The 25,102-nt window shown below is 34.8% G+C and carries 23 protein-coding genes and 2 tRNA genes; 12 read left to right on the plus strand and 13 right to left on the minus strand.

The genetic code is table 11. The features are described from left to right. Positions 1 to 4 precede the first annotated feature (4 nt). From IPM14_15490 to IPM14_15515, 6 genes are all read right to left on the minus strand, one after another. Positions 5 to 463, minus strand: a complete 459-nt coding sequence (locus IPM14_15490) for a hypothetical protein (protein MBK9099483.1) — start codon at positions 461 to 463, stop codon at positions 5 to 7. Continuing rightward, positions 414 to 959, minus strand: a complete 546-nt coding sequence (locus IPM14_15495) for a host-nuclease inhibitor Gam family protein (protein ID MBK9099484.1) — start codon at positions 957 to 959, stop codon at positions 414 to 416. The genes IPM14_15490 and IPM14_15495 overlap by 50 nt, the downstream gene beginning before the upstream one ends. 69 nt (positions 960 to 1,028) lie before the next feature. Further along, entirely contained in the window at positions 1,029 to 1,172 is a 144-nt protein-coding gene (locus IPM14_15500; GenBank protein ID MBK9099485.1) for a hypothetical protein, read from the minus strand. Between the two features lie 122 nt (positions 1,173 to 1,294). Further along, positions 1,295 to 2,194 carry a hypothetical protein gene (locus IPM14_15505; GenBank protein MBK9099486.1) on the minus strand — a complete coding sequence of 300 codons (900 nt, stop codon included), beginning with the start codon at positions 2,192 to 2,194 and terminating at the stop codon, positions 1,295 to 1,297. A 25-nt stretch (positions 2,195 to 2,219) separates the two neighbouring features. After that, a complete protein-coding gene (locus IPM14_15510; GenBank protein ID MBK9099487.1) occupies positions 2,220 to 2,819 on the minus strand; it encodes a hypothetical protein in 600 nt (199 codons plus the stop codon). Positions 2,820 to 2,821: 2 nt separating this feature from the next. After that, on the minus strand, positions 2,822 to 3,532 hold the full coding sequence (locus IPM14_15515; protein ID MBK9099488.1) for a hypothetical protein: 711 nt from the start codon (positions 3,530 to 3,532) through the stop codon (positions 2,822 to 2,824). Positions 3,533 to 3,680: 148 nt separating this feature from the next. Between IPM14_15515 and IPM14_15520 the strand changes: the two genes are divergently transcribed. Genes IPM14_15520 through IPM14_15535 form a run of 4 tightly spaced genes read left to right on the plus strand, consistent with a single transcriptional unit; the run spans position 3,681 to position 13,870 of the window. Next, positions 3,681 to 4,130 carry a hypothetical protein gene (locus tag IPM14_15520; protein ID MBK9099489.1) on the plus strand — a complete coding sequence of 150 codons (450 nt, stop codon included), beginning with the start codon at positions 3,681 to 3,683 and terminating at the stop codon, positions 4,128 to 4,130. Next, the gene (locus tag IPM14_15525; protein MBK9099490.1) at positions 4,049 to 6,859 is read left to right on the plus strand and encodes an SAM-dependent DNA methyltransferase; all 2,811 of its coding nucleotides are present in this window, start codon (positions 4,049 to 4,051) and stop codon (positions 6,857 to 6,859) included. The genes IPM14_15520 and IPM14_15525 overlap by 82 nt, the downstream gene beginning before the upstream one ends. A gap of 53 nt (positions 6,860 to 6,912) precedes the next feature. Continuing rightward, entirely contained in the window at positions 6,913 to 13,218 is a 6,306-nt protein-coding gene (locus IPM14_15530; GenBank protein ID MBK9099491.1) for an ATP-binding protein, read from the plus strand. Beyond that, positions 13,124 to 13,870, plus strand: a complete 747-nt coding sequence (locus IPM14_15535; protein MBK9099492.1) for a hypothetical protein — start codon at positions 13,124 to 13,126, stop codon at positions 13,868 to 13,870. Before IPM14_15530 ends, IPM14_15535 begins: the two co-directional genes overlap by 95 nt. An 85-nt stretch (positions 13,871 to 13,955) precedes the next feature. Here the strand turns inward: IPM14_15535 and IPM14_15540 are convergent, their stop codons facing one another. The 3 genes from IPM14_15540 to IPM14_15550 form a co-directional block, all read right to left on the minus strand. Beyond that, on the minus strand, positions 13,956 to 15,482 hold the full coding sequence (locus IPM14_15540; GenBank protein MBK9099493.1) for a Fic family protein: 1,527 nt from the start codon (positions 15,480 to 15,482) through the stop codon (positions 13,956 to 13,958). Positions 15,483 to 15,706: 224 nt separating this feature from the next. Next, positions 15,707 to 16,273: an ImmA/IrrE family metallo-endopeptidase gene (locus tag IPM14_15545; protein ID MBK9099494.1), complete on the minus strand. Its 567-nt coding sequence runs from the start codon at positions 16,271 to 16,273 to the stop codon at positions 15,707 to 15,709. Continuing rightward, entirely contained in the window at positions 16,270 to 16,614 is a 345-nt protein-coding gene (locus tag IPM14_15550) for a helix-turn-helix transcriptional regulator (GenBank protein ID MBK9099495.1), read from the minus strand. Before IPM14_15550 ends, IPM14_15545 begins: the two co-directional genes overlap by 4 nt. Positions 16,615 to 16,735: 121 nt before the next feature. Here IPM14_15550 and IPM14_15555 point away from each other — a divergent pair, with 121 nt between their 5' ends. The 7 genes from IPM14_15555 to IPM14_15585 all read left to right on the plus strand — a co-directional run bounded on the left by IPM14_15555 (position 16,736) and on the right by IPM14_15585 (position 22,610). Continuing rightward, the gene (locus IPM14_15555) at positions 16,736 to 17,209 is read left to right on the plus strand and encodes a multiubiquitin domain-containing protein (protein ID MBK9099496.1); all 474 of its coding nucleotides are present in this window, start codon (positions 16,736 to 16,738) and stop codon (positions 17,207 to 17,209) included. A 1-nt stretch (position 17,210) separates the two neighbouring features. Further along, a complete protein-coding gene (locus IPM14_15560; protein ID MBK9099497.1) occupies positions 17,211 to 17,558 on the plus strand; it encodes a hypothetical protein in 348 nt (115 codons plus the stop codon). Continuing rightward, the gene (locus IPM14_15565) at positions 17,555 to 18,997 is read left to right on the plus strand and encodes a ThiF family adenylyltransferase (GenBank protein MBK9099498.1); all 1,443 of its coding nucleotides are present in this window, start codon (positions 17,555 to 17,557) and stop codon (positions 18,995 to 18,997) included. Before IPM14_15560 ends, IPM14_15565 begins: the two co-directional genes overlap by 4 nt. Before the next feature lie 11 nt (positions 18,998 to 19,008). Next, positions 19,009 to 19,416: a metal-dependent hydrolase gene (locus IPM14_15570; GenBank protein ID MBK9099499.1), complete on the plus strand. Its 408-nt coding sequence runs from the start codon at positions 19,009 to 19,011 to the stop codon at positions 19,414 to 19,416. Positions 19,417 to 19,439: 23 nt separating this feature from the next. Next, positions 19,440 to 19,688 (plus strand): DUF2188 domain-containing protein, encoded by a 249-nt coding sequence (locus tag IPM14_15575; GenBank protein ID MBK9099500.1) that lies wholly within the window; start codon positions 19,440 to 19,442, stop codon positions 19,686 to 19,688. Between the two features lie 552 nt (positions 19,689 to 20,240). Further along, positions 20,241 to 20,738: a hypothetical protein gene (locus IPM14_15580; protein MBK9099501.1), complete on the plus strand. Its 498-nt coding sequence runs from the start codon at positions 20,241 to 20,243 to the stop codon at positions 20,736 to 20,738. Positions 20,739 to 20,930: 192 nt separating this feature from the next. Continuing rightward, entirely contained in the window at positions 20,931 to 22,610 is a 1,680-nt protein-coding gene (locus IPM14_15585; protein MBK9099502.1) for a hypothetical protein, read from the plus strand. A gap of 162 nt (positions 22,611 to 22,772) precedes the next feature. Here IPM14_15585 and IPM14_15590 read toward each other — a convergent pair whose 3' ends face one another. The 4 genes from IPM14_15590 to IPM14_15605 form a co-directional block, all read right to left on the minus strand. Further along, entirely contained in the window at positions 22,773 to 23,000 is a 228-nt protein-coding gene (locus IPM14_15590) for a GIY-YIG nuclease family protein (protein MBK9099503.1), read from the minus strand. Positions 23,001 to 23,064: 64 nt separating this feature from the next. Continuing rightward, positions 23,065 to 23,139 (minus strand) — tRNA-Val (locus IPM14_15595). A gap of 62 nt (positions 23,140 to 23,201) precedes the next feature. After that, a tRNA-Gly gene (locus IPM14_15600) sits at positions 23,202 to 23,274 on the minus strand. A 588-nt stretch (positions 23,275 to 23,862) separates the two neighbouring features. After that, entirely contained in the window at positions 23,863 to 24,213 is a 351-nt protein-coding gene (locus tag IPM14_15605; GenBank protein MBK9099504.1) for an STAS domain-containing protein, read from the minus strand. Between the two features lie 479 nt (positions 24,214 to 24,692). Between IPM14_15605 and IPM14_15610 the strand changes: the two genes are divergently transcribed. Continuing rightward, positions 24,693 to 25,097 carry a hypothetical protein gene (locus tag IPM14_15610; protein ID MBK9099505.1) on the plus strand — a complete coding sequence of 135 codons (405 nt, stop codon included), beginning with the start codon at positions 24,693 to 24,695 and terminating at the stop codon, positions 25,095 to 25,097. Positions 25,098 to 25,102: the final 5 nt, after the last annotated feature.

Below are 25,102 nucleotides of genomic sequence, written 5' to 3' on the forward strand. Positions count from 1 at the left end.
TCTCCTAATTGTATCCGTTAGGTGAGATCTTGCTTCTCGCAATGAAAAGAGTTATTGCGATCCGATTTACATCGACCATCCCATTCAGCTCTTCCTGTATTTTCTGAGCGTCCTGGTAAGAGGTCAACATTGTCTCGAAGTAATTATCTTTACTTGACTGAGTAGGACTTGATGAAGCTGAATGGTTGGACAAGACTTTTACTTCATAGCTTGTGACGATCTTTGTTCCTTTCTGTTCAGCACGCTTACAGATCTCCACTTTATCACCTCGTCTGAGATCTTTGATCTTTTCGTGAACTTCCTTATCAGGGAAGAAGCTATATTCCTGACCATTCCCATTGCGAACAGAGTAAAGATAGTATTCTCCGTAATGTGATGTTCCTTGTAGACAATTTTCGTTCATCAATTCGATTCTAACTGGCTTGTTTAATTCGAGCTCCAGTTTCGGTTTCTTTTCCGGCATTTTCTTCCTCTTTATTTAATGAATAGCTAAATTCAATCTGACCCTCTATTACTTTAACTCCCGGTGGAGTAGACCTAGTCTTGATATGACTTTTTATTGCTAAGAGATTTGGCTTTACCTGCTCCGGAATAACTGTCAGCATTTCAGGTCTGGCTTTCTTTAGAAACAGTCCCAAGTCTTCTACTTCGATACGATCAGGTTTCTTATGCATCCTGAGCGTTCCATTGGCAAGGGAGATAGTTTTATCTCCTCGCTCACGAATATATGCTTCCAGTTTTTTCTCAAGCCAGTTGATTCTTTCCTGAATCTGGGCATTCTTCCGGATAATGAAATTTCTTATCATTGCGATCTCTTTTTCACTCTCTTCAAAATTGTGAGAGATATCTGACTGGTATTTTTTTATAGCCAGAAGCATCAGATCATAACCTGCTTCAGTCTGCTTTTCCTCGGCTGCTTCAATCTCCATCAGCATTTCATCAATGAAGTTTACTTCCAAGGCAATCCTCCTTTCCATCTTCTGGTGATGATTATAATTACTATTTCAATTGCGATTTTACCTGCAGTCTTAGCTGCTTTTTTTAACCAGCGATTTCTTCCTCTGCGCATTTTTTCTTCTTCCTTTCTTATCGTCTCCGAATTCTTCCTTCAGGATTTCAATTATTGATTCTGTTAGTCTCATTGCTATTCGTATCATTTTCTTGCTTTCCATTTTCTTTCCTTTCCAGATATTCTTCTATTGCTTCGTTAACTAATTTTGTCATTGGTGTCTTTGGTTTACTCGAATGCTTAAGCAGGTAAAGTTTTCTGACGAGTTCAGGTTGAATCTTTGGACTATAACACATATAAGTCCTCCTCATTTATCCCCATACCGCAGACTTCACATTTGTTGAACAACTTTCCGTCATAATATGTGGTCTGACAGAAACACCAGGGACATTCAATCAACATCTCATCAAAATCAGATTTTATCGGGTAATTATATCTTCGGTCAAACCATCTGCTTTTTGCTGGATAGTATTTCTGGTAGGATTCAACTCCGTCTTTGTTTATGATGAGTGCATAATTGTTCTGCATCTCATAAAAATGGAAGTCCTTTTCTCCAAGATTAAATCCTCTTTGAGTAACTGATTCGATGTTCAGTGACTGCTGCATTATTTCTCGTTCACTGCAGAAGTAGAGGATATCACTCCTGAAATCGTAATACAGATCAATCGGATTATCTTTCTTTATCAGAATCAGTTTTTCAGGATCATTCCTGTCAATGACAGCAACAGCAAATGAACCTTCAATTCTGTCAAATAATCTTTTTAATCTGTCACTTTTTGTTTTTGCAGTAAGCAAATGAAGAATGGATTCACTATCAACTTCTCCGTCCCTCTGTTTTTTGCCGATTATCTCCTTGTCGTTATAAATTATTCCGTTGTGAACTATTGCAATTCCGTTCTTTGAAAACAGCGGGTGATTGTTAGCGTTATTCTTCTCACTTCCTTGTGTTTTCATTCTTGTATGAAGAATCATCACTTTTGGAAGAGTGAGGCTTTTCCAATCCGCTTCTTTAATAAGTTCTGATGATTTTATCGGCTTCTTATGAACTATGAGATTATTGTCCTCAATAAAAGCAAACCCGCAAGCATCTCTGCCGCGGGATTCAAGTAATGAAAACATTGTTGTTATTTTTTCTCTATCGGGCAGAGTATTCCCGAAGGAATAAAATCCCATTATTCCACACATATTAAAACTCCGTTTTTGTTATTGGTTAGGCTGGAACTGTTTCTTTAACAGTTGTAATTGATTTGATCAGTTCAACAATCTGTTGTTGATTATTCTTGCGAAGTGAGAGACTAATACCCAGACGATTGCATCCTGGCGTTGAAACTACCGTGGCTAATATATTATTAATTAATATATACTGCTGGATCGATTCAAACAGATCAGAACTAGCTGATATCTGGTATTCATCTCTATCCACAAGACCAAAGAGATATATCGGATTATCAACTAGTCCGACTTTATCTTTAATGGTTTTGAGAAGAAGATCCTTCTCATTGATATAGATTGGTCTTCTGGTTTCTACTTTACCCTGAAGCCAGCATCTTGAAAGTTTAACTACAAGCTCACGATCTGATTCAGACACAGGTGGATTGTCGGGACAGTCATCATCATAATTATCGTCATAACAATCGCAGCAGAGTGGATCTCCGTTGCAATCGTATTGTGTAGCTTCTCTTAAGATAACGCTGTCACATCTCGAGCAGTAATTGTAAAGCTCATCCCAGCACTCCTCACAGAAGGGCAGATCATTTGCCCACCTGATAGTATAATCATTTATTGGTTCATCACAATTTGTGCAGTGCATATTTAAGCTACCCTCCTTAAGCCCCATCCAGGTAAAATATCGACGTTCCAGTTCAACTTTTTACCAAGTAGAGTATCAAGCTCTTTAAGACCTTCTTCACAATCAGATGGTATTGTATGAAGATTATGTTTGAGCTGTTTAAGAAATGTGCAGCTGTGATGACCGTTCTTAAGTTCAACGAAATTTATTTTATCCTCAAGCACTCCGATTACTGCAAGCTTAGCAAGAGTAAGATGAACAAGAGTAACAGAAGGGGAGAGCAGAAAACTACCCGGAGTCCGGTATTCGAATCCATATTGTTTCTTTCGATATGAACCTCGTTTACCATAACCACTCCGTTCTCTTTTTTGTCTTTGAATTTTATCATCGATGCAGTTAGAGAGACTTCCGAGAACACAATCAAGTGCTTCAATAATCTGAGTGGTTGATTCAATTGCAAAATGAGTATGACCTCCGATAGCATAACTATCCTGGAAATGTCCGGCATAGAACTCAAGTTCCGGCGCTTTCTCGTGACCGTAATCTAGAATCTGATAGATCTTTGAAGTCAGATCAACGGGTGATTCTGAAAAACCGGGGCGCAACTCTGCCGTGCTTTCGCAACCGTCGAGCCCAAATGAAGACTGAGATTTGAAGTAATTATGAGCGGGAACAAACTGACCGTTGCGACGGCAGATGAGCTCTGGGTCGCAACCAATGGTGAAAGAAGACATAGTAACTCCAATTAATTGTTAATACTATCCTTCTTATACCCAATTTTATCAATTCTCCTTTTGTAATTAATTCCTATTCACTTAAACGGGAGTATTCCTTATTTTTACAGTGAAATATTTAAATGTGATACACTTCAATAAATAATCTATGGCTGATCTAAAAACAGAATTAATTCAAGAATACCTGCAGAAAGTTAAAAAGGCTAATAAAGAGTCCACCAAAAAAGAAGCGTTCAAAGACTTACTAAATAGACTTTATGCAAACGAAAAAGAATTATTAAAACTGATTGATAAGATTACTTTGGGTGCAGAAAAAACTATCCTGAACATACCCCGCAAAGACAAAATCCACAAAGGAAGTGCAGATACTCTTTACAATCACATATTAATTGAATTTGAAAATGATCTAAAAGTTACATTCGACCACGCTACAGAACAGCTTAGTGGGTATCTGCTTGGACAATTACGTTCCGGTGAAGGTTATAACTTTACTCTGATAGCTTCGGATTTTATTAATTGGAACGTTTTTGCTCTGATGTCTCCTGCCTTGACAAAATTGAAACTTTGCAGGAACACGAACTCATTCTCAATCAAATAAAAAGTGCATCGTTTATCCTCACTGAAAGAAATGCTGATGAGTTCTATTATTGGATTGATCGATTTCTTTTCAAAGAAGAGAAACAGCGCGCAACCCTTAAAAGAATTGAAGAAGCATTCGGTTATCAGAGCCATATATTTATTGAATCGTTCCGTGAGCTGCAGAAGTGGTTTAAAGAAGCTAAAAAGTTTGGAGAAGTCCAGGTCTCTTATGATCAATGGGAAAAATTCTTAAGCATTGCATACGGTTCATTTGATGTAAGAGATAGTGTTTTTCTCATTCATACTTATCTTAGCGTTTTTTCAAAGATGCTTGCGTATAGTGTTGTTTCAAATGACGAATACATCGACGACTCTGAACTGAAAGGAATTCTCGACGGTTCAATCTTCAATAGGTATAATATCAGAAATTTTGTTGATAACGATTTCTTCCACTGGATTAATACCGACCGAAGCTTTAACAACTTAAAAAAAGTATTCAGACTGATTGCACAGGAAATTTCAAACTTCGATTTTGATAATGTTGATGAAGATGTACTGAAGGGTGTTTACCAGGAACTAATTGACATTGATACAAGACACTCTCTCGGTGAGTATTACACTCCTGACTGGCTTTGTGAAAGAATTGTAAAAGAATTTGAATTTAAAAAGACTGACAAAATTCTCGATCCTGCCTGTGGAAGTGGTTCGTTTCTAAGAGTAGCTATTCACAGAATTAAAGAGCTTAATCCCGGAGGAACAGTTGAAGAATTGAACGAGCAGATTTATGGAATAGATATCCATCCGCTTAGTGTGCAGATAGCCAAAACGACTTTACTTCTTGCTCTCGGAAAAGAAATTATAAATGCAAAGAAACCTGTTTACTTAAACATAATTCTTGCAAACACACTTCTTGCACCCGAAGGAGTGCAGAACCTTTTCGGCAATGAGTTTCTTCTGAACATTGACAAAGAAAAGTATCACTTAACCACGCAAATACTTGAAGATGTTAAACTGTTTGATGAGGCGCTAGGAATTTGTGATGATCTTGCCGAGCAGACTATGGGGAAAAAGAAAGAGACTGAGGAAGTATTTGAGAACATTTTCAGAAAGCATTTCGCAAAAAACGGAAATAAATCTGGCGCTAACAAGCAGGTAATTGAAAGCTTCTATAAAATATATTCAGGACTTAAATCTGTAAAAGAAAAAGGAAGAGACAGCATCTGGAAGTTTATTGTGCAGAACCTTTACAAACCTTATTTCCTTGCCGGTAAGTTTGATTATGTTATCGGCAATCCGCCCTGGTTTACTTACAGCTCGATAAGGAATGAAGATTATCAAAACATACTCAACGCACTGGCTGATAAATATGAAGTGAAGCCGGTTAAAGTTGCAAACTTTCCTCATCTTGAAATTGCTGCTATATTTTTAGCCTACTGCAGCAGCTATTTTTTGAATGACAAAGGACAGATTGCTTTTGTTCTGCCGAGAAGTTTCTTTAGTGCAGATCACCACGATAACACAAGAAGTGGGAAAGCTATTGGTTTTAAGCTTAAACAAATTTGGGATTTGAAAGATGTTTCTCCATTGTTCAGAATTCCAAGCTCTGTTTTCTTTGCTGAGAGATATGAAAAGAATAAAGTTCCTTTCTCCAGTTTACAAGGAAATGTATTTAGCGGGAAACTAACTGAACATAACTGTAACCTAATAACTGCTAAAGAAATGATTGCAGAAGAACCGGTTAAATGGTATTATGTTAAACAGGGAAAAGCTTCTGCATTCTCAATAAGAAAAAGTAAAAAGCAACAAAGTGAAAATCCGTATAAGAATTTGTTCAAAAATGGAGCTACAATTTATCCACGAGTATTTTATTTTGTTGATATTACTCAGGAGCTGCCCGAAGATTTTGAAGGGAGAATAATTAATATAAAGACAACAACGACAATTGATGCAGATTCGAAAAAACCTTGGAAAGGCTTAACATTTTCGGGTAAGGTTGAAAGCAGATTCATTTTTAGAACTGCACTTGCAAAAAGTATTTTGCCTTTTGCTTTATATAAACCTGATCTGGTTGTTCTTCCGATTTTAATAGAGAAGAATAATGTGGGAAGGATAGAAATAGAGTTGCATTCTGCGAATGAATTGATGCAAGGGGGAAATTTGAATGCTTCGAAGTGGTTTAGTAATGTTGAGAATACCTGGCAACTTCTGAGAACTGAAAAGAACAGGAATATTTCAAGTGAAGATTATTTGAACTGGCAGAATAAATTAACTGACCAAAATCTTGTTGCACCTTATTTAGTCTTGTACAATTCATCTGCAAAAGATGCTAATTCACTGGTAATCGAAAGAGACGATTATGATTTTACATTTTTTGTTGAGAATAAAACTTATTGTTTCTATACAGATAATTTATCTGAGGCATTTTATTTGTCAGCAATACTGAACTCAAAAATTCCAAACGAATTAATGAAAGATTTTCAGTCACGAGGTTTATTTGGTGCAAGGGATGTGCACAAAAAGATTCTCGACATATACTTCCCACGCTTTGATGAAACAAACGAAGTGCATCAAAAGCTTGCATATCTAAGCGAGCGAGCACACAAAAAAGCAGCAAAATATTTACAGGACAATCCACCGCAAAAAGAACTAACCGCCACGCGTCTCGGCAAACTCCGTCTCGACGTAAAAAAACACCTTGTCGAGGAGATGAAGGAGATAGATAAGTTGGTGAAGAAAGTGGTGGGGTGAGGGGGTTTGATCATTGTTGGAAAAAGCATTTTCTCTAGATCTCAATTTTATATATGAAAAATAAACTTGTAAGATATTCTAAAGCAGGTGATGCTTTCCATTATCGTTGGGCAGCTCGCCGTTGTCTTAGAATGATTTATCCAAAATCTCCTATACAATCGATTGTAATTGAGGGCTCTAATGAGAACAAGTTGGCTGGTGAATGTGTAATTGATGTTGCTGAATATTCCTTTGTACCTGAATCAAATACCCAAAAAATAGAATATATCCAACTAAAATATACTACTGTAAGGAAAAAGAAACCGTTCAACTTAAGTGATTTGAAAGTTACATTTGAAGGATTTGCTAAGAGATATTCTGAGATATCTTCTAAAAAAAACAAACTGCAAAAGAATTATGTAGTAACTTTCTCGATTGTAACAAACAGGCCGATTTCTGAAATTCTGAAGAAAAACATTACTTCTGTTGCCCTTAATCAAACCGTGAATGCTCGTTTCATAAGTACTCTTGAGAAATACGCAAACTTAAATGGAAATGATCTTGAAGAATTTTGCAGTTTGATTAAGTTTGTTGATGGCGAGGGTGATTATAATTCACAACACTTTGAGCTCCAATCTGAAATATCACAATTTGTAGCAGGCACAGTTGATAATCCGCAAATCAATAATGTGATAAATCTAATACAGGAAAAAGCTTTACCCAATTCAAATGGAAAAATTACTCGAGAGGATATTCTCCTTCGTTTTGAGGTTACATCTGAACGAGATTTATACCCTGCTCCATACGAGTTAGAAAAAATTGATACTCCGATTCTTCGGAAACAGCATCAGGAATACTTAGCTAATATTTTAAATACTTCAACTTCTATAATAATTCATGCTGCTGGTGGTGTTGGAAAATCTATTTTTGCATACCAGATCACTCAATCTTTACCAAATGGTTCACTAGGAATAATCTATGATTGCTTTGGTCGAGGTAGTTATTTAAATAGAAGCAAATTCAGGCATCGTCATTGCGATGCTCTTATTCAAATTGCAAATGAACTTGCAATGAAAGGATTATGTAACCCACTTATTGCAAAATCTTACACCAAAGATGATGAGATTTTGAGAAGCTTCTTATCTAGAATTGAAACTGCAGTTAGATCATTAAGAAAACGAAATGAAAAGGCGGTGCTAGTAATTTTAATTGATGCAGCAGACAATGCGGAAATGGCTGCAGAAATTAATAAAGATCATTGTTTTGCTAGAGATTTATTGAAAGAACAACTGCCGAATGGATGTAGGCTTGTTGAGTTATGCAGAACTGAACGAATAAATTTATTACAGCCATCCCATACAATTCTACAACTAGAACTAAAACCCTTTTCGGATATTGAAACACTAACACATCTTAGAAATTATTTCCCGAATGCATCTGAACAAGATGGATTAGAATTTCATCGTTTGACAAATAATGGCAATCCACGAGTGCAAGCAAACGCATTGAATTTTGGTTATCAAAACATTGAAGAAGTATTGGTGAGCTTGGGTCCATCAGGTACCACAATTGAGAGACAGATAGAAAAACAACTTGATTCAGCTATATCCTTTGTTAAAGAAAAATTACCAAATAATTATCAGAATAGTATTGATGCAATTTGTACAGGGCTTGTAACGTTACCACCATTTATACCTATTAATATTCTTGCCACAGCTGCTGGTGTAAATGAAGGACTAGTAAGAAGTTTTGTTTTTGATTTAGGTAGGCCACTTTGGATTACAGATAATTCAGTTCAATTTAGAGATGAACCAACGGAAACCTGGTTTAGGCAAAAGTTTTCAGCAACTGCGGAACAAATAACATCATATATATCTTGCTTGAAGTCACTTGCCAATACATACACATATGTAGCTGAGACATTACCCGCTCTATTTTTGCGAGCAGGAATGTATGATGAATTGATAAAACTCGCAATTTCAGATGAATTACTTCCAGTAAACAGCCCTATCGATGAACGTAATGTTCGAGTTTATCGTCTCCAATTTGCGTTTAAAGCTTCACTCAGATTAAACCGTTTTGCCGATGCTGCAAAGCTAGCTCTACGCGCTGGGGAAGAAGTAGCTGGAGATAAGCGACAACTTGATCTGTTTATGAAAAATGTTGATTTAATAGCACCTCTGCAAAGCGATCAGAAAGTTCAAGAATTAGCTTTTAGAAGGATATTAAAGGGTAATTGGAATGGTTCAGAAAATGTTTATTCCGCTGCATTGTTATCTTCGGTTAATGATTTCAAAGGTGAAGCAAGAGGATATTTAAGATCAGCTGAAAATTGGCTTCATATATATTTTGAAGAACGTAAGCAAAATAAAAATGATAATCTTAATGAAAAATTAAGAGATGAAGAAATTGTTGAATTAATATTTGCACATTTCAATTTATTTGGAAGTGAAGAAGTCGTCAATTTCATTCAAAGCTGGCGTCCTCCAGAAGTAGTCTATCGTATTTCATCAGAGTTTATTAGAAGGCTCGTTGATGGCGGCAAATTTAATGAGATTCAGAAGATAGCTAATGCTGGGTCTACCAACCCATATCTGATGATTGCCATATCTCGTGAACTTTTAGAAGTAGGAAGATTTATAAACGCAACCGCTTTAAAAAATTGTTTGAATCTACTTTGTAATAAACAAGCTAAAATTCTAAAGCTTGGTTCTTCATATAATGATACAACTTATTCTGCTATAATCTCTTTCATAGAGATGTGCGCTGCTAACAATCTTTCAAAGGCAAAGATCTTGAAAGTGATCCGTTTTTATTTTGCCCCAAGAGCACCTCGTTGGATTTATGAAAGATTTCAAATGAATGAACGTGATCCTTATTTACGTGCTGTTGCACTGAAATCTGTACTTAATTCAAGCGACCTTAATTTAGAAGATTTACTTCCAAAGGAATTTCTAAAAGATAAAAAGAAGAATAAGTATAAAAATGAAAATGAAGTTAGAGAGTTTAATGAAGTAATTGGTGGATTGTTACCATGGTATATACTACGAGCAAAGATGCTTACTAACAGAACAATTGATTTCAATAAAGAAATAGAAAATTCAGAGCAAAAATCAAGAAGTTCGTTAACACACAGGTGGGGAGAAAATGATAATATTCCTTATGAAATATCAAAATTACTTTATGAAATTTTATCGTTAATGCATAGTAGCGGCAATATTCTCATAGAAGAATTTTTTAATAGAAAGCTCAAATCAGAAAATAAAATTTGGATTAAGGACCTAATAAAAGCAACGCGTTGTTCCTTTCGTTTAGACCATCTTTCAGAAATCAGGATGCAAATAGAACAGTCAGCTTATGAACTAATTTCTTCAACAACCGATGAAGCTCCTGAAACAAAAGCAGATTGGTATGTTGATCTGGCACGGTCTGTACTTCCCGTAAGCAGAGAAGATGCCGCTACATATTTTAATAATGCAATTGAAGCCGTATCAAAATTTGGTGATGAAATAGTACAACGCTGGCAAGCAATTGTTACGCTTGCAAATAGAAGTGCACAGGGAAATGACGTAACTCCAGAACTGACGTATAGATTTATTCGAAGTGCTGAATTAGTTGGTGATTATGTAGAAGAAAAACATTGGAATAGAAATGAGGCGATTAGAATTTGTACAAGATTATCACCAAGTTCAGCTTTAGCTGCTTTAAGTAGATGGAGAGATAGAGATGTCGGATGGTTTAAAGAACAGCTTTTCGCCTTAGCCTGTGAAATTGTATCAAATAAAAGTATACCTTCTTCATCTGCCTGGTCTCTTTCAGCATTTCTGGACGGATTTATGCTTGATGAATTTCTATCACTCTGTATTGAAAAAGAAAATGAACAAAATAAACGTCAATATTTGTTTGATCAAGCTATTCACGATCTCCGACTTAAAGAAACAAATGAAGAAACCTGGAAAACGATGAAAGACATTGCTCATAAATTTTCACTCGGGTCTAAAGAGCTAGATAAGGTTCTTTTATTTTATTCGGATAAAAAGGAGGAGGTAAGACACTTTTTATTTGACAAAGACAAAAAAGAAAGTTTTAGCTATAACCAAATAACTAAACAAGAAAAATATGATTGGGAAAAAATATTTAGTGGTTTAGATCTTGCATCAAGTTATGGGATTGATCAGGCCATAACTCGTCTTAATTCTAATTCACAAGAACATCATATTTCAAATACATTTTGGGAAGAATTGTTTAAGAGAACAGCAGATAATGCTGTTCTAAAATTTTTAAAGGCTCTGATATATACTGAAAACATTAATTTGTATGAACTTAAATATGCCTTTTCATTAATGCCAAAATATTGGAAGCAAAAGGCAAGTGTAAAATACAACTGGGAGAATATTTTAAAATCAATTGGTCAACGTTTTCCTACTGAATTAACCAATCGTTATACCTTAAAATATTTTTTAGAAACTATTTCTGAAAAAGAAGATGTAATACCTATAATTCAGGAGGGAATTCTTGAAGGATTATGTAATGAAAATGATCTCAATGATGCAGAAACATTTTTTGGATTTACTGAGCTAGTAGCTTATAAAATTACCGCACAAGAAGCAATCGAACTACTCGATTTTGGATTAACAAGAATTGAAATGCATATTGATAAAGAATATGCTGATGGAAATTGGTCCAAATGGTTATCTCCTCCCAAAAACGTAAGTGTTGCTCTTACGGGTTTTATATGGGCAGCATTAGGATCTCCTCGTTCTGAAATTCGTTGGCAGGCAGCACACTGTATAAGGAGGCTTGCAGACATCGGATGCAAATCGGAAATAGAATCACTAATTAGTTGGATGAAAGAAGATAAAGTAGATGCTTTTGGGAGTAAAAAATTTCCTTTCTACAATCTTCATGCACGTCTGTATTTATTAATATCATTAGCTCGAATCTCTATTTATAAACCGGAATTGTTAAGAGAATACTATGATATTTTTTCTTACTATGCATTAAACTCCATACCTCATATACTTATTCAAAAATTTTCTGCTGAAATTGCAATTAACATAGAAAAAAGTTTTCCTAATACTTATAATGATGAGGAAGTGCTGAAATTGGGTTCCGTATGTATAAGTCAACTTCCTAGAAGAAAAATGAAATATCAAGAAAGTCTTGATGGAATATGGCCTAATAGAAAGATAGCTGATAAAAAAGTTAATTTTTATTTTGGATATGATTTTGATCGCTATTGGTTCGAACCATTGGGACGAGTTTTTGGGATTTCAGGGCAGAAAATAGAAGAACTTGCAACTGAAGTCGTAGTTAATGATTGGGGAATAAAAACAGATGGAAGCTATAAAACTGATCCGCGTAATTATATATGGCGTTCTAGTGCTAGGGAAAGAGAGACAATGCATAGTCACGGTAGTTATCCAAGAACAGATGATTACGGCTTTTATATATCTTATCACTCTATGTTTGTTGTTGCAAGTAAACTGCTAAGAATAATTCCCGTAGTACATAGAGAAAATTGGTATGAAGATGAGTGGGAAGAATGGCTTGATAGGCACATTTTAACTCGTAGAGACGGGCATTGGCTATCTGATCGACGAGATCCAGTGCCTTTAGAAAAAAGAAACTGGCATTATATTAAAAATGTTGAAAACTGGCGTTCAGAAATTTCTGATTACGATTTTCTAGACGGGATACTTTCTCATATAAATGGAAAATATTGGTTAAGAGTTGATGGTTATTGGGATGAAGCAGATGATACACGAAGAGAAAACTTTTCTATAATTACCGCATTAGTTCCTAAAGCTACAGCTCAATCTCTTTTAAATTATCTAAGTTCTATTTCAAATCCATATGATGCCTATTTGCCTAATAATGAGAGAGAAGGAGATGACGGTAATTTTAGTTTATATCCGTTTGAACTAACTGATTGGATAATGAGAAATTCTACTGACAATGGATTAGATAAACACGATCCGTATTCCGGTGAAATTAGATATCCTCCTTACCAAATAAATAATTCAATTGTTAAGGAATTCAAATTGTCATCAGATTCGGAGAAAAGAGTTTGGTATATAAATGATGAAAAGGAACCACAATTTATATGTGAGATTTGGAGTTCGGAAAAACTTAGGATTGATGAGGATCCTCGTCGGACAGGAATAAGAATAAGTGCATCTTTAGAGTTCATAAAAAATTTATGTAAAACTCACAATTGTGAATTAATTTACAAAGTAGAAATTCAACGATATTATAGATATAAGCAATATTCAAGGGATGATGATGAAACAAGATATAAACCACCACATTTCAAATTTTTTGTCCTCTCGCAGCATGGAAAACTTAGAGACGAGAAAAAAAGTTATAAAATTAGGTGAAAAGTTTATTAAAGAACTTAATTCTAAATCAGATATTGATTCGCTATCTAAATGGATGGTTCATTATATAGCTGAACAAATTAGGATTGCAAAATCAGCTAAAGGTAAAAAGAAGTTAGAAGCTGAGAGAAACTGTTTTGAAACAATTCTTAAACTTTGGAAGCATAGAGCTTATCTTCCATCGGGTCATAGGCCTTTTGAAAATTTCGAAGCAATTTTTCGAGTATTAGAAAGAATAGACCCTAACAATAAAAGACAATATTATTATGAGCCACCTATTGATAAAGAATTGAAATCTAATAAGAGAAAAAAGATTGCCGCTGATGTCAAAAAATGGTTAGATATTGCTTTAGTAATTGACGAGGCAGCGCGAGCTTGGCTTTCATACATTTTTAAATACGCTGCACAAAGTGCTACTGACAAAGAAATAATTAAATGGTTTGAGACTGCATCAGGGCTACCAAAAGACGAGGAAGTATCAATTGCAATTCGCTTGTTTGGTGAAGAATCAGAAAGTGAAGAAAGTAAAGATGAAAGGCTCAAAAAAGAAAAAGAAAACAATTTAAAATCAAGGATTAAGCAATTAGATGCATTTATTAAGTTTAGTATGGAGTTAAAAAGTATTTATCTAAATGAGTTGAAGTTGGTTTAAATAACTATGAGTAAATTTATTTCCGATTAAAACATTGTAATAATAATAATAGATTTAACAAACTTAATTCCGACAGAAAGAATATCTAATCTTCCCTAGAAACTAGTTTTGCGATAAATTTTGCAAAGTCATTAATGTTTTGTTCAACACTAGCTATTTCCAATGCACTCATATAATCATTTCGTCTTTCTAAGGGAATAACAGTCCAGGGGAATCCTCCAGATGCCAGCATTACATTCATCAGAAATCTTCCAATTCTTCCGTTGCCATCTATATAAGGGTGAATATAAACAAAAATGAAATGTCCGAGTACTGCCCGAACTGCCGGTTCTTTTTCCTCCTGCAGCATTTCGAATAATACCGGCATTGCATCCCGGACACCATTACAACTCATCGGAATATGATTTGAGTTGGAAATGAAAACTTGTGAATTCCTGTAACCAGCAAGATCAGATGGGCGTAATAATCCTGCTGTTACAGATGGACTAAACATCTCTCTATACCAATCACCATGATCATCGTCTGCTACTTTTCCGGGATTTTCACCTTCAAATATTTTTGCTATACTTTTTTTAACAGCTTCAAAGGCAAGAAAATAACCACGTGATGCAAGAGCATTTTTCTGCTCATTATCTTTTTCATTTATGTTCGGGTTCCAGTTACCACCCATTACACGTTCTATCAGTTCTGATGTTACCCTGTAACCTTCAATAGATAATGAATGGTATGCGTCTGTTTTATAATTATCATTAATATGTTTGAAGTAAGAAGTTTTATCTGTGGGAATTCCCGGAGGTTTTGGGAAATATTTTAGCACAGGTTCTCGCATCTGCTGCCACATTAATTTAATTCTGTTTACATATGGAGAAGTTGTGCGGTTTGTGAAAGTATATTGAAGCTTGTTTTCAAACGGATCACTTTCCCGTATATCATAGCCGGCTGCTTTCATAGTTTTAATAATTTCGTCAGCAATGCGGTCTCTTCCGATATTTCTGAATGCACCCGCCAGCCTGCCAGCAACAACACTATTACCGCCTTCAAGAAGCGGTGACAAAATTTCTGAGGCATCTTTTACAGCAGTTAATGCTGTCCGGGCATCTATTGGGTTTTGTAAAAAGAAATTTGGTGTACTCGCCAACAAGGCAGAAGTTAATGAGAAAATACGAATGCCATTCTTTTCAATAATATCTTTTTCTGCAGGCATAGTTAGCGCTGCATCTACAAGTGATGTATCAAATAAAAGGTTGGTAACATTATTACTTGCTTTGGAAGAACGAATTAACAACTGCTTTGGTATCGTCCAGTTTTCACAATGTATTAATATTGATTGTTCGGGCGAAATGCACCAATCCTTCTCGAAACGATCATTCAGGTAAACAGAACAAAACTTCCAAAAAGATGAATACCAAGAAGTACTTTCACCTTTTCTTTCCTGTGGATTATTGGAAATGTACCATCCCTTCATCACTTCTTTAATGAAACCATTTTTCAACAATCGCTCTCTATGGGTTCTTGAGAGTGCATCAGATTTTATTATTGCCACTCCATCCTTATCCTGGAACTGCTTTAGCACTTCAAGGGATTGAGCTAGTTTTTCGTTTGGTGCTGCCATTTTATTTTAGTTTATTCTGTTGCTCAATTTATAGTTTATTATGTTTAAGTATTTATAGTTTATAATGAAGTATAATTTATAGTTTATTATGCTAATTTATTCTATTTTTGAATCAAAACAAACTAATGAAAAACAGGAAGGCGCAGATAAGTAATTGTAACGTGTATAGCTAGTAATTGTAATAATAGATAAATGTCAATAAAAACACCACAATCTGGAGTAATCTAAGTTTTTTGCCAATTAATTTGCTTTTCAACCCCGGTCATCCTTAATCGATAATTTATCATATCTATACTTGCACTGAAATGATCAGATAATTCATTAATGTCCAACCCTTTATAAATCATTTGTACCAAAGCACGCCGCGGGACCTGTAAGCATCCTCCAAACCACTTTGCTTCTTCCTCTTGTTCAGTGTTATAATCTCTTAAAGGGAAAGGGAAGTCAGTTCTAATTTTTATTTTTTCCATAGTATGCTCACAAATAATGTGAGCCATTTCGTGCATTAAATCACTTTCTTGTCTTTTTTTTGAATGGGAGGGATTACTAATAATAATATATTCACCTAAGTAATTTTTTATTGTAATAGCAGACCAGCTATTATGATCGTGATTTAATAGTATAGAAGAATCCTTCTTTGATAAATTAGGTATATGCTGTGGAGTAATTATTTTTAAACCAAGATGGTCAGCTAATTCATTTGCAAATAATGAGTGATAATATTTTTTACCAAGTAGAATTCTATATTCTTCTGCCTTTTTCTCGGCCCAACTTTTAAACCCTCTTTTCAATGTTTTTTCCCATCAACTCTATATGCAAGTTCAATCATTTTAATTAAAGAGGAAGCCGTTTCGGGTTTTAGATTCTTATCGGCCCTTAAATGTGCAATTATTTCTTTTTCACTTTTTGAACTGGATGGGGGTTGAGAGTATTTCAATTTCTCTGGTGAAACCTCAAGCCAATCACAAAGTTTTAGGAATGTTTCTACATCAGGCAGCTTACCTTGCTCAATTCTAGATAAAGTTGAAGCACTAACCTCTCCAATTTCAGCAGCAGTTTCTCTTAATCCTTTATTACCCCGTTTCGACTTAATCATTTCACCCAACTTATCAACGTTTAAATTCTTCTTCATTTTGAACCTCTTTTTTGTGTTGCATAAAAAATACAAAGATTTCATTTGTAAAACAAAAATTAATTATGTATCATTGGTGCAACAAATGTCATATTTATTAAACAAACATAGGGTGCAAAAAATGAAAACGGAAGTAGTAGAAAAGAAACACAAATATAAAATCAAAGTCGATGAAATGATTTTAGAGTTTAATGAACCGATAGTAGCCGGTTCTGAGATTCTAATCAAAGCTGGAAAGACACCAGTTGAGTGTTTTACTTTGTATCAGAAATTCAGGGGATGTGATTTTGAAAAAATAAGTCCTGATGAAAAGGTAGATCTTTCCAAACCTGGGCTTGAGCACTTCACAGTTAAACTGCCTGAGGTTTTTCATTATACAGTTGATGGGGAGCCCGAGACAACAGACAAATCTTATTTAACTGCAAACGAAATACTCCAATTAGCAGGTTTAAATCCAACCGATTATTATCTTACACAAATTTATCCGAATGATGTTTCCTATAAAGATAATCCGAATGAGCCGATTGAAATGATATGTCCAGGGTATAAGTTTATTTCTGCCTATCGTAGCGGGTACACCAGTAGCGTGAGGTAAAATGGCAACGTCTGATTTTATTCAACAACTAAAGGCTCTTGGATACGAACCCCAGGAGCCTTCACCAAACAGAGTATGTTTCATCTATGATGTTGATGCAGGTAAGAATCGCGGAAAGCAAGTATGGCTTGGATTTGAGAATCTTCAAGATTTCCCATTGAACTGTCCGCACGGTCCCCACTTTAAACCGATTGATGAAGGATGGATTAATCCATCACAAGGACTTCACTCTAGTAGTTTCGGTAGCGATTGGCGGCACTGGAGCCGTCCATTTAATGAGTGGAATAGAACAAAGAAGACAGTGAAGGTGTATTTAGCACATATTCGAAATCTTTTATTACAGACATGAATAATTATAGTGTAATACTGACCGACAAAATTCACAAACAACTCTGTAAGCATCTAATAAGACTTGATGGACAGGAAGATCTTTGTTTTGCTACATATGTTCCAAGTAGCGGTAGTGAAAGATTCACAGGAATAATCTCCAAAATAATTTTACCTTTTGAGAATGAACGAAGTGTACACGGAAATGCAGAATTCTACTCTAATTATTTAATCCGTTCAGCAAAAATTGCATCGGAAAGAAAAGAAGGACTCGTTTTTCTTCACTCTCATCCGTTCCCCGGATGGCAGAGAGTGAGTTACCCCGACGAAATTGCAGAGAAGAGAATATCGACAACGGCTTTTGCAATGACTGGAACACCTCTATTGGGAATGACATTAGGTAATGATGAATCCTGGAGTGCAAGATTCTGGTTTAAGGATGAAAAAATAAAAAGAACTTATCATAGAAAATGGTGTATTTCTGTTAGAGTTATCGGAGAAAAATTATCGGTTACTTTTAACGATAGACTTTTAAAACCAAAAAGCAGTAATCAAACACAAATAAGAACTATTTCATCGTGGGGTCAAAAAACGCAAGATGATATTTCAAGATTAAAAATTGGAATTGTCGGCTTAGGTAGTGTTGGTAGTATAGTTGCAGAAATTCTTTGCCGTACTGGCATTACAAATTTTGTTTTAATTGATTTTGATTCAGTGGAAGCAAAAAATTTAGATCGAACTCAGGGTGCATATAAATCTGATATAGGAAAAGCAAAAATTGAGGTAATTGCAAGGTCAATCAAGAACAGTTCTCCAGTAGCAAATATTTTTGTTGATCCGGTTGAATTTAGTATTTGTGAAGAAGAAGGCTACAAAGCTGCTCTTGACTGTGATGTATTATTTAGTTGTGTCGATAGACCTTGGGCAAGACAGGTATTAAATTTTATATCCTATGCACATTTGATTCCAGTAATTGATGGAGGAATAACAGTCCGAACAAATTCTTCCAACACTAAATTACTTGGTGCAAGTTGGCGTGCACATAGGGTAGGTTACGATAGAACCTGTTTAGAATGTTTGGGACAATTTAATTCAGAAAATGCAAAACTTGAAAGCGAAGGTTTTTTGGATGATCCGGAGTATATAAAAGGAATGACTGATAAGAGTGTCATCAATAATGGAGAAAATGTCTTTGCATTCAGTTCTCACGTAGCTTCAATGGAAGTTTTACAATTTATATCACTGTTTGTTTCTCCTGGGGGCGTGCCCGATATAGGATCACAGATTTATCAGATGTCATTAGGCAAGTTGGAAAAGGATGATAAGATTTGTCATCCAAACTGTTTTTATCATTCTGTCATCGGGAAGGGTGATCATCCTAATGTTCAAATTTATGGTAAGCACGAAATTGCTGAACTAAAAAGAAATGGAAGAATTACTAAAATCAAAAAGGTATCTTAAAGGAGAACTCTATGCCTAATGGAAATATTCATAAAACTGCTGGTGCAGTTATAGGATCAATTACTTACCTGGCTATTAAAAATGATTCCCAAAAGAGAGAACAAGCTGATCTTGGTGAACTTATATTATCAACAAGTATTGGTCTAAGCACATCAAGACTTCCAGATATTCTTGAACCTGCTATCCATCCAAATCATAGAGCTTTTTACCACAGCCTAACTTTCGGATGTGTTGTAGGATTTGTTGGAGTCCAAGCTTGGAAAGATTTTCAGTTAAAAAGAAATGAAAGAAAGGTTAAGGGCATACAGCCGCGGAGTCCTCGAGAGTATGTCGATGTAGCAATCATTTTAACATGCAGTTCGATATTGCTTCACTTAGTAATGGACGGATTTACAAAAAAGGGTTTAAATATTATTTAATAATATAATAATAAGGAGAAAAAATGAGCAGAAAGAATGATAGAATCGTTTTCAAGACAACAGGTGGAGACTGGGTAAATAAAAAGACTAGTGCTGGTAAGGCATCATCTCTACATTCATCACAGAAAGTTGCTGAAGATGCTGCAAGAAAAATGCTTAGAAATCAGGGAGGTGGTGAATTGATTACTAAAGGTCGTGATGGTAAAATTCGTAGTAAAGATACTATTGCCCCTGGTAATGACCCTAACCCACCAAAAGATAAGGAACATTAAGAAGACTTCTGAAAGGAAAATATTCTTCATAGAGAAGGTGAGTGAATTTTGGTGGGAGGTGGATGAGTAAAATAATTATTTTTGCAAGATAAAATTGAAAAAAGTTTTTATAAAAACGTGTTTAAATTTAGTATAGTATTTAGGTAGCAAATTGGTAGCAAAAAGTGGTTCTGACCAGGTCTATCTGGACCATTCACCCTTTGAATTCTGCAAATAAACGAAATATTTAAAGGAATTTTTTTATCAATTTTGCCTGTCACGCAGGAGGTCGCGAGTTCGAGTCTCGTCGGCCCCGCAATTTAAAGCCGCTTATTAGCGGCTTTTTTGTTTGTTTACTAGCAAAGATTTTACGACAGATTTTGTAGTAAGAAAGTTCACTTCAACAAATTAACCAAATCTTATCGCGCTTTTTACTTCTTGCATGGAAAGTTTTACTAAATCTTTTAAAATAATTTAACGACGACAACATTTTGCTGGCACTTAATTGGAAAAGTATTGTCTATTCCAAGTGCAGATAATCTTTAAATTTTCAACATTAAATAGTGTTAAACGATGAGCGATAAAATTCTTTTCCTTGATATTGATGGGGTCCTAAATTCAAAAATTTACTACAAATACATCTACAAACCGGAAGAAGGACACAGCCGCTTTGACCCGTACTGTGTAGTTCTGATAAAAAGATTGGTGGAAGAATTTTTACTTAAAATAGTAATTACTTCTACCTGGCGTAATGGAATTGCTGAACGTCTGATGAATGAACTCGAAGAAAGTAAACTTATTCCGTATTTGCATGAAGATTGGCATACACCAATTCTTCGTCCTGTCAATAGAGGTAGGGAAATTCAGCTTTGGTTGGATGAACACCCCGAAATTATAGATTATATAATTATTGATGATAATGAAAATCTGCTTGAGTACCAGTTGAACAAATTTGTGAAAACGGATAGTTATGCTGGTATGGCACAAATGCAGTATCAGCAGGCAAGAAATCTTCTTTTACCTGAATCTGAGTTTGTAATGGCAACATTATTATTGATCGAAAATAAGTAATCGAAACTGGTTCGGAGTTATCCAAATCTTTTATAAAAATTTTCAAGCAAAAGAAAGGTTCTTGTTGCCCATCAATATCTGTTAATTGTTATTCAATTCTATTATCCCGCATCTTATCAGATTTTTCAGTTACTCATTAAAAAGCTCTATTACTATATTTAATAGCAGTTTTAAAATCAACATGAAATTTCTATGAGAACATTAATATCATTTATAATCATTGTGGTTCTTTTATTTGGTATAGAAATAATAGCTCAGATAGAAAACGTGCCACTCACGCATCCGGTTTATACCTTCCTTAAAGAAATGAAAGTCAAAAGAATAATTCCTTATATAAATGAAGACGTTCCTAATCTATCAAGGTTTCAGGTTAAGGCATATCTCCAGATGGTTCAAGAAAATTTTGAAAGGTTAAGTAATACAGAAAAAAAACTTTTTTACCGTCATCAATCTGAATTTTATGAATTGACTGATCTGAAGGATGCAACATACTTTTTCCATCCAGAACACAATTTTGTTGCAAGCCTATCAGAAACTTTCACGAATAAAGTGAAATATATTTATGCTTATTCGGGGGAAAATGCTAACGTATTTTTGAACATGCTTGGTCATTATTATTATGGTCAGCAGCTCCAGCCATCTGTCAATAATGCTCATTTATTTGATATCGGTTTCAGATTTCACGGGACACTATTCAAGCATCTTGGTTACAATATGGCCGTAATTAAAGGAGGTGCTGCTGGAAACAAGCAAGTTGCAGAATTAATTGAACCAAGAATTAAACAGAGTTTTAAATGGGTAGAAGATTCTGAGAATATTGGCAATTACGAATTCACCGATGGTTATTTAAAGTATCATACAAATCCGGTTGATGATATGGATATTTTCTTCCAGTTGGGAAGAGAACATAAAACCGTTGGTTATGGTTATGGAAGCAAACTGATTTTGTCAGGTGATAGTCCACCGCTTGATTTTATTGAGTTTGGATTGAACTATGGCATAGTAAATTTTTCTTCGATTCACGGTTCTACTGTTGGTGACTTTTCATATAATATGGATGAAAGATATACTAAGTACTGGGCATTCAACAGATTAAAATTTTCTTTTGAGAATTTATTCGATATTGGAATCGGAGAGAACATCGTTTACTCAGGAAGAGGATTTGAACTCGGTTATGCTTCTCCACTGGCATTTTACAAATTTGTAGAAGTATCGCTGCAGGATCGGGATAATGCCAATTTATACTTTGATATCCAGACAAGTTTTATCCCGAATTTAGAATTTCAGGGCACATTCTTCCTTGATGAAAATATTCTGTCCAATCTCCAAAATCTGGATAGTTATAAAAATAAAACTGCTTATCAGCTTGGTGCTTTTTGGTATGAAGCTTTTACATTGAATAATCTTTCTCTAAAACTTGAATACACAAAGATTCGTCCGTTCGTTTATTCACATATTAATGTCCAAAATGCTTATACTGCCTGGGGAACAAATATGGGGCATCCAATCGGACCAAATGCCGATGAAATATTCAGTGAACTTGCCTACAACGTCAACGATTGGATAAGGATTTCACTTAATTATCGATTTATTCGAAGGGGTGAGAATATCTATGATGAAGAAGGAAATCTGGTTAAAAATGTTGGCGGAGATATCAACGTATCACATGGTCCTGATCCGGAATTAGACAACGCATATTTTTTAGATGGAGAAAGATTTAACCAGACTAATATTCAACTAGGATTAAGAATTGAACCTGTTCGGGATTTCATCTTTTTTTTGATATACGATTACTCTCAGGACAAAAATCTTTCTTCCGGAAACACAACGAATACAGATTACGCATTGTTTAAATTTCAGATCGGTTATTAAGAGTTCGCAATGCAACAAAACTGATTCTAGTGAAGCTGAAATTACATTAAAATTTAAAATAAAATACCCTGTAAGTGCTTAACTTACAGGGTATTATCTTAGGTGGGAGCTAAAGGATTCTTCCCAATGGAATGCCTATGGCAGAACCTTTGACCCTCCCGACTAAGTCGGGATGCTCTGAACCAGGCTTTTCAAATATTTGATAGCTTTTTCAGGATTTTTCATTTTTTTAAGTTTCAATTCAAGATTGTAAGCTTCAGATTTTGAATGGCATTTTATGGAAGCAACCAAACTCGAAGATCCTTTACCCTTCGTGAATTTATTTCTATTAGTATTATGTCTGAATAATCTATCCTCAAGATTATTTGTGTGCCAATGTAGTGGAGAAATTTAAGGTGAGAATAAATTATATAAACGTAGTGTCCATATATTTAAGAAAATATAAAAGAAGGAGTGGGAGCTAAAGGATTCGAACCTTTGACCCCCTGCTTGTAAGGCAGGTGCTCTGAACCAGCTGAGCTAAGCTCCCAATAATTGAGGGCACAAATATCAAACTAATAGCACTGAAAAGCAAATTTTTGAAGAACCCTGAGCGGGCGACGGGGTTCGAACCCGCGACATCCAGCTTGGGAAGCTGACACTCTACCAACTGAGTTACGCCCGCAAATTTTCTTTTGAATAAAATTTACTTCCAAAAGATAAATGTATTAAAACTGCTTTTCAAAAATGATTATTGCAATAATTATATGTTTCATTATGCAATTAAGATTCAATAAAAAGTTTCAAAATAATAAAAAGCGATGTCGATACAATCATTTCCTTCTATTTTCAAAGTTCAGATTAATGAATATTCGGTATATTTATTGTGGAGGATAATTGTTCTAATCAACTAAACTATTTTATGGAGCGAGGGTAAAAGCTCCGGTAAAAACAAAAATTTTGATTATCAAATGGATTGATGTAATCCATATTTGAATAAAGGAAAGCTATGCTTACTGGTATTATCATCTTCTCTGTAGTTACATTGTTAACACTTTATATTTTGATTGGCGCTCGTCAGTCTTAATCTACTCACCGGTATTCTTGCATCATAGCAGAGTTATGATGTAAGTCATTTCATTTTTTTTACTTTCTGAGCTTTGACATAATCAAATATCTTAGATATAGATAAGATAATTTGGTAAATGCGTATGATGTACTGATCAGAATTATTGATTAATTAAGGAGATGAATTTTTCTGATGAGAATGATTTTATGCAGTCGAAGTTGAACTTGCCAGAGCTTCTAATACCGAATCATATTTTTCGAAAATTTCAATAGCACCGGTGAGATGCAGGACGGAATGATTAAATATCCCACGCTTAACCAGCTTTAATGAACCACCTCTGATCTTAACCTTTTTCCAAATCACAACTAAAACACCAACGAAAGCAGAATCCAGAAAATCACAATCATTCAAAGATATGACAATATTATGGAATCCTTTTTCGATTTCATCATCTATCATACTCTTGAATTCTATTGCTTCCTGAAAAGTAGCTTTATCAAGATTGACTGATGCAATCACATAATCGTTATGATGTCTTAATTCAAAGTTGTTCATTTTGCCCTCGAATGGAAGATTTCTTCCTTGCATTTTGCCAATAAATGTGCCAACAACTTTTTTTATAAAAATAGTAGTATGGAAGTATTATTTTGACGTTTGGCATTTTTACTTGGAATTTCAATGTATCATTATTGCCAATGGTCATCAATATAGTATCAGAACAAAACAAATAAAAATCGTGATTAACAATTATTTACACTTTATCAATACTATGCTTGGAACAATCCTTGTATATAAATAAAAAGGTTTATTGGGCAATAAACCAGCCTCCGGCTAAACTATTTTGATAACATACTCAATATTTGAGGGCACATTCTTAATGAATAAAATTAAGTTTTTTTCTTTCATCATTGCTGTTGAAATTATTGTAATTGCAATATTGTTAATAGTATGGTTCAGTGATTCTTTAACATCCAATCCTGATTCAGACAAAATAATTTTTTGAGGAAGAAGTAATTTATTCAAAGGGTACAGATATGCCTTTTACGGGAAGAATGCTTGATACTCTGGATAATAAATTAATTGTTGACTACAATGTGGTAAATGGTTTTAAGCAGGGTGAATTTTATCTTTTGAAAATGGACGGCAGTTACGCTGTGCTTGGTCATATGAAAAAAAATAAAAATGACGGTGATTGGAAATACTTTTACGATAGCGGGCAGCTTGAATGTTCCGGCAGTTTTATTGATGATGAACCTTCAGGAAAATGGATTTGGTATCATAAGAATGGTAATATGAAATGTGAGGGGAATTATATTAATGGTAAACCTGAAGGACGATGGATAAAGTATGATCAAAAAGGTAATTCAATCAAAGTTGTAAATTACCGTTACGGTGAGGTGGTAAGCCTCATTCAGCTAAATACACCAACCATCATCTGACTAAC

The organism is bacterium (assembly GCA_016716565.1).
In the GTDB taxonomy this organism is placed as follows: Bacteria; Bacteroidota; Ignavibacteria; order Ignavibacteriales; family Ignavibacteriaceae; genus IGN2.

Excerpts from the sequence above, each read along its gene's own strand:
- IPM14_15490 (MBK9099483.1), bottom strand. The coding sequence starts at position 463 with ATGCCGGAAAAGAAACCGAAACTGGAGCTCGAATTAAACAAGCCAGTT.
- IPM14_15500 (MBK9099485.1), bottom strand. The coding sequence starts at position 1,172 with ATGGAAAGCAAGAAAATGATACGAATAGCAATGAGACTAACAGAATCA.
- IPM14_15505 (MBK9099486.1), bottom strand. The coding sequence starts at position 2,194 with ATGTGTGGAATAATGGGATTTTATTCCTTCGGGAATACTCTGCCCGAT.
- IPM14_15510 (MBK9099487.1), bottom strand. The coding sequence starts at position 2,819 with ATGCACTGCACAAATTGTGATGAACCAATAAATGATTATACTATCAGG.
- IPM14_15515 (MBK9099488.1), bottom strand. The coding sequence starts at position 3,532 with ATGTCTTCTTTCACCATTGGTTGCGACCCAGAGCTCATCTGCCGTCGC.
- IPM14_15520 (MBK9099489.1), top strand. The coding sequence starts at position 3,681 with ATGGCTGATCTAAAAACAGAATTAATTCAAGAATACCTGCAGAAAGTT.
- IPM14_15530 (MBK9099491.1), top strand. The coding sequence starts at position 6,913 with ATGAAAAATAAACTTGTAAGATATTCTAAAGCAGGTGATGCTTTCCAT.
- IPM14_15535 (MBK9099492.1), top strand. The coding sequence starts at position 13,124 with ATGAAACAAGATATAAACCACCACATTTCAAATTTTTTGTCCTCTCGC.
- IPM14_15540 (MBK9099493.1), bottom strand. The coding sequence starts at position 15,482 with ATGGCAGCACCAAACGAAAAACTAGCTCAATCCCTTGAAGTGCTAAAG.
- IPM14_15550 (MBK9099495.1), bottom strand. The coding sequence starts at position 16,614 with ATGAAGAAGAATTTAAACGTTGATAAGTTGGGTGAAATGATTAAGTCG.
- IPM14_15555 (MBK9099496.1), top strand. The coding sequence starts at position 16,736 with ATGAAAACGGAAGTAGTAGAAAAGAAACACAAATATAAAATCAAAGTC.
- IPM14_15560 (MBK9099497.1), top strand. The coding sequence starts at position 17,211 with ATGGCAACGTCTGATTTTATTCAACAACTAAAGGCTCTTGGATACGAA.
- IPM14_15565 (MBK9099498.1), top strand. The coding sequence starts at position 17,555 with ATGAATAATTATAGTGTAATACTGACCGACAAAATTCACAAACAACTC.
- IPM14_15570 (MBK9099499.1), top strand. The coding sequence starts at position 19,009 with ATGCCTAATGGAAATATTCATAAAACTGCTGGTGCAGTTATAGGATCA.
- IPM14_15575 (MBK9099500.1), top strand. The coding sequence starts at position 19,440 with ATGAGCAGAAAGAATGATAGAATCGTTTTCAAGACAACAGGTGGAGAC.
- IPM14_15580 (MBK9099501.1), top strand. The coding sequence starts at position 20,241 with ATGAGCGATAAAATTCTTTTCCTTGATATTGATGGGGTCCTAAATTCA.
- IPM14_15585 (MBK9099502.1), top strand. The coding sequence starts at position 20,931 with ATGAGAACATTAATATCATTTATAATCATTGTGGTTCTTTTATTTGGT.
- IPM14_15605 (MBK9099504.1), bottom strand. The coding sequence starts at position 24,213 with ATGAACAACTTTGAATTAAGACATCATAACGATTATGTGATTGCATCA.
- IPM14_15610 (MBK9099505.1), top strand. The coding sequence starts at position 24,693 with ATGCCTTTTACGGGAAGAATGCTTGATACTCTGGATAATAAATTAATT.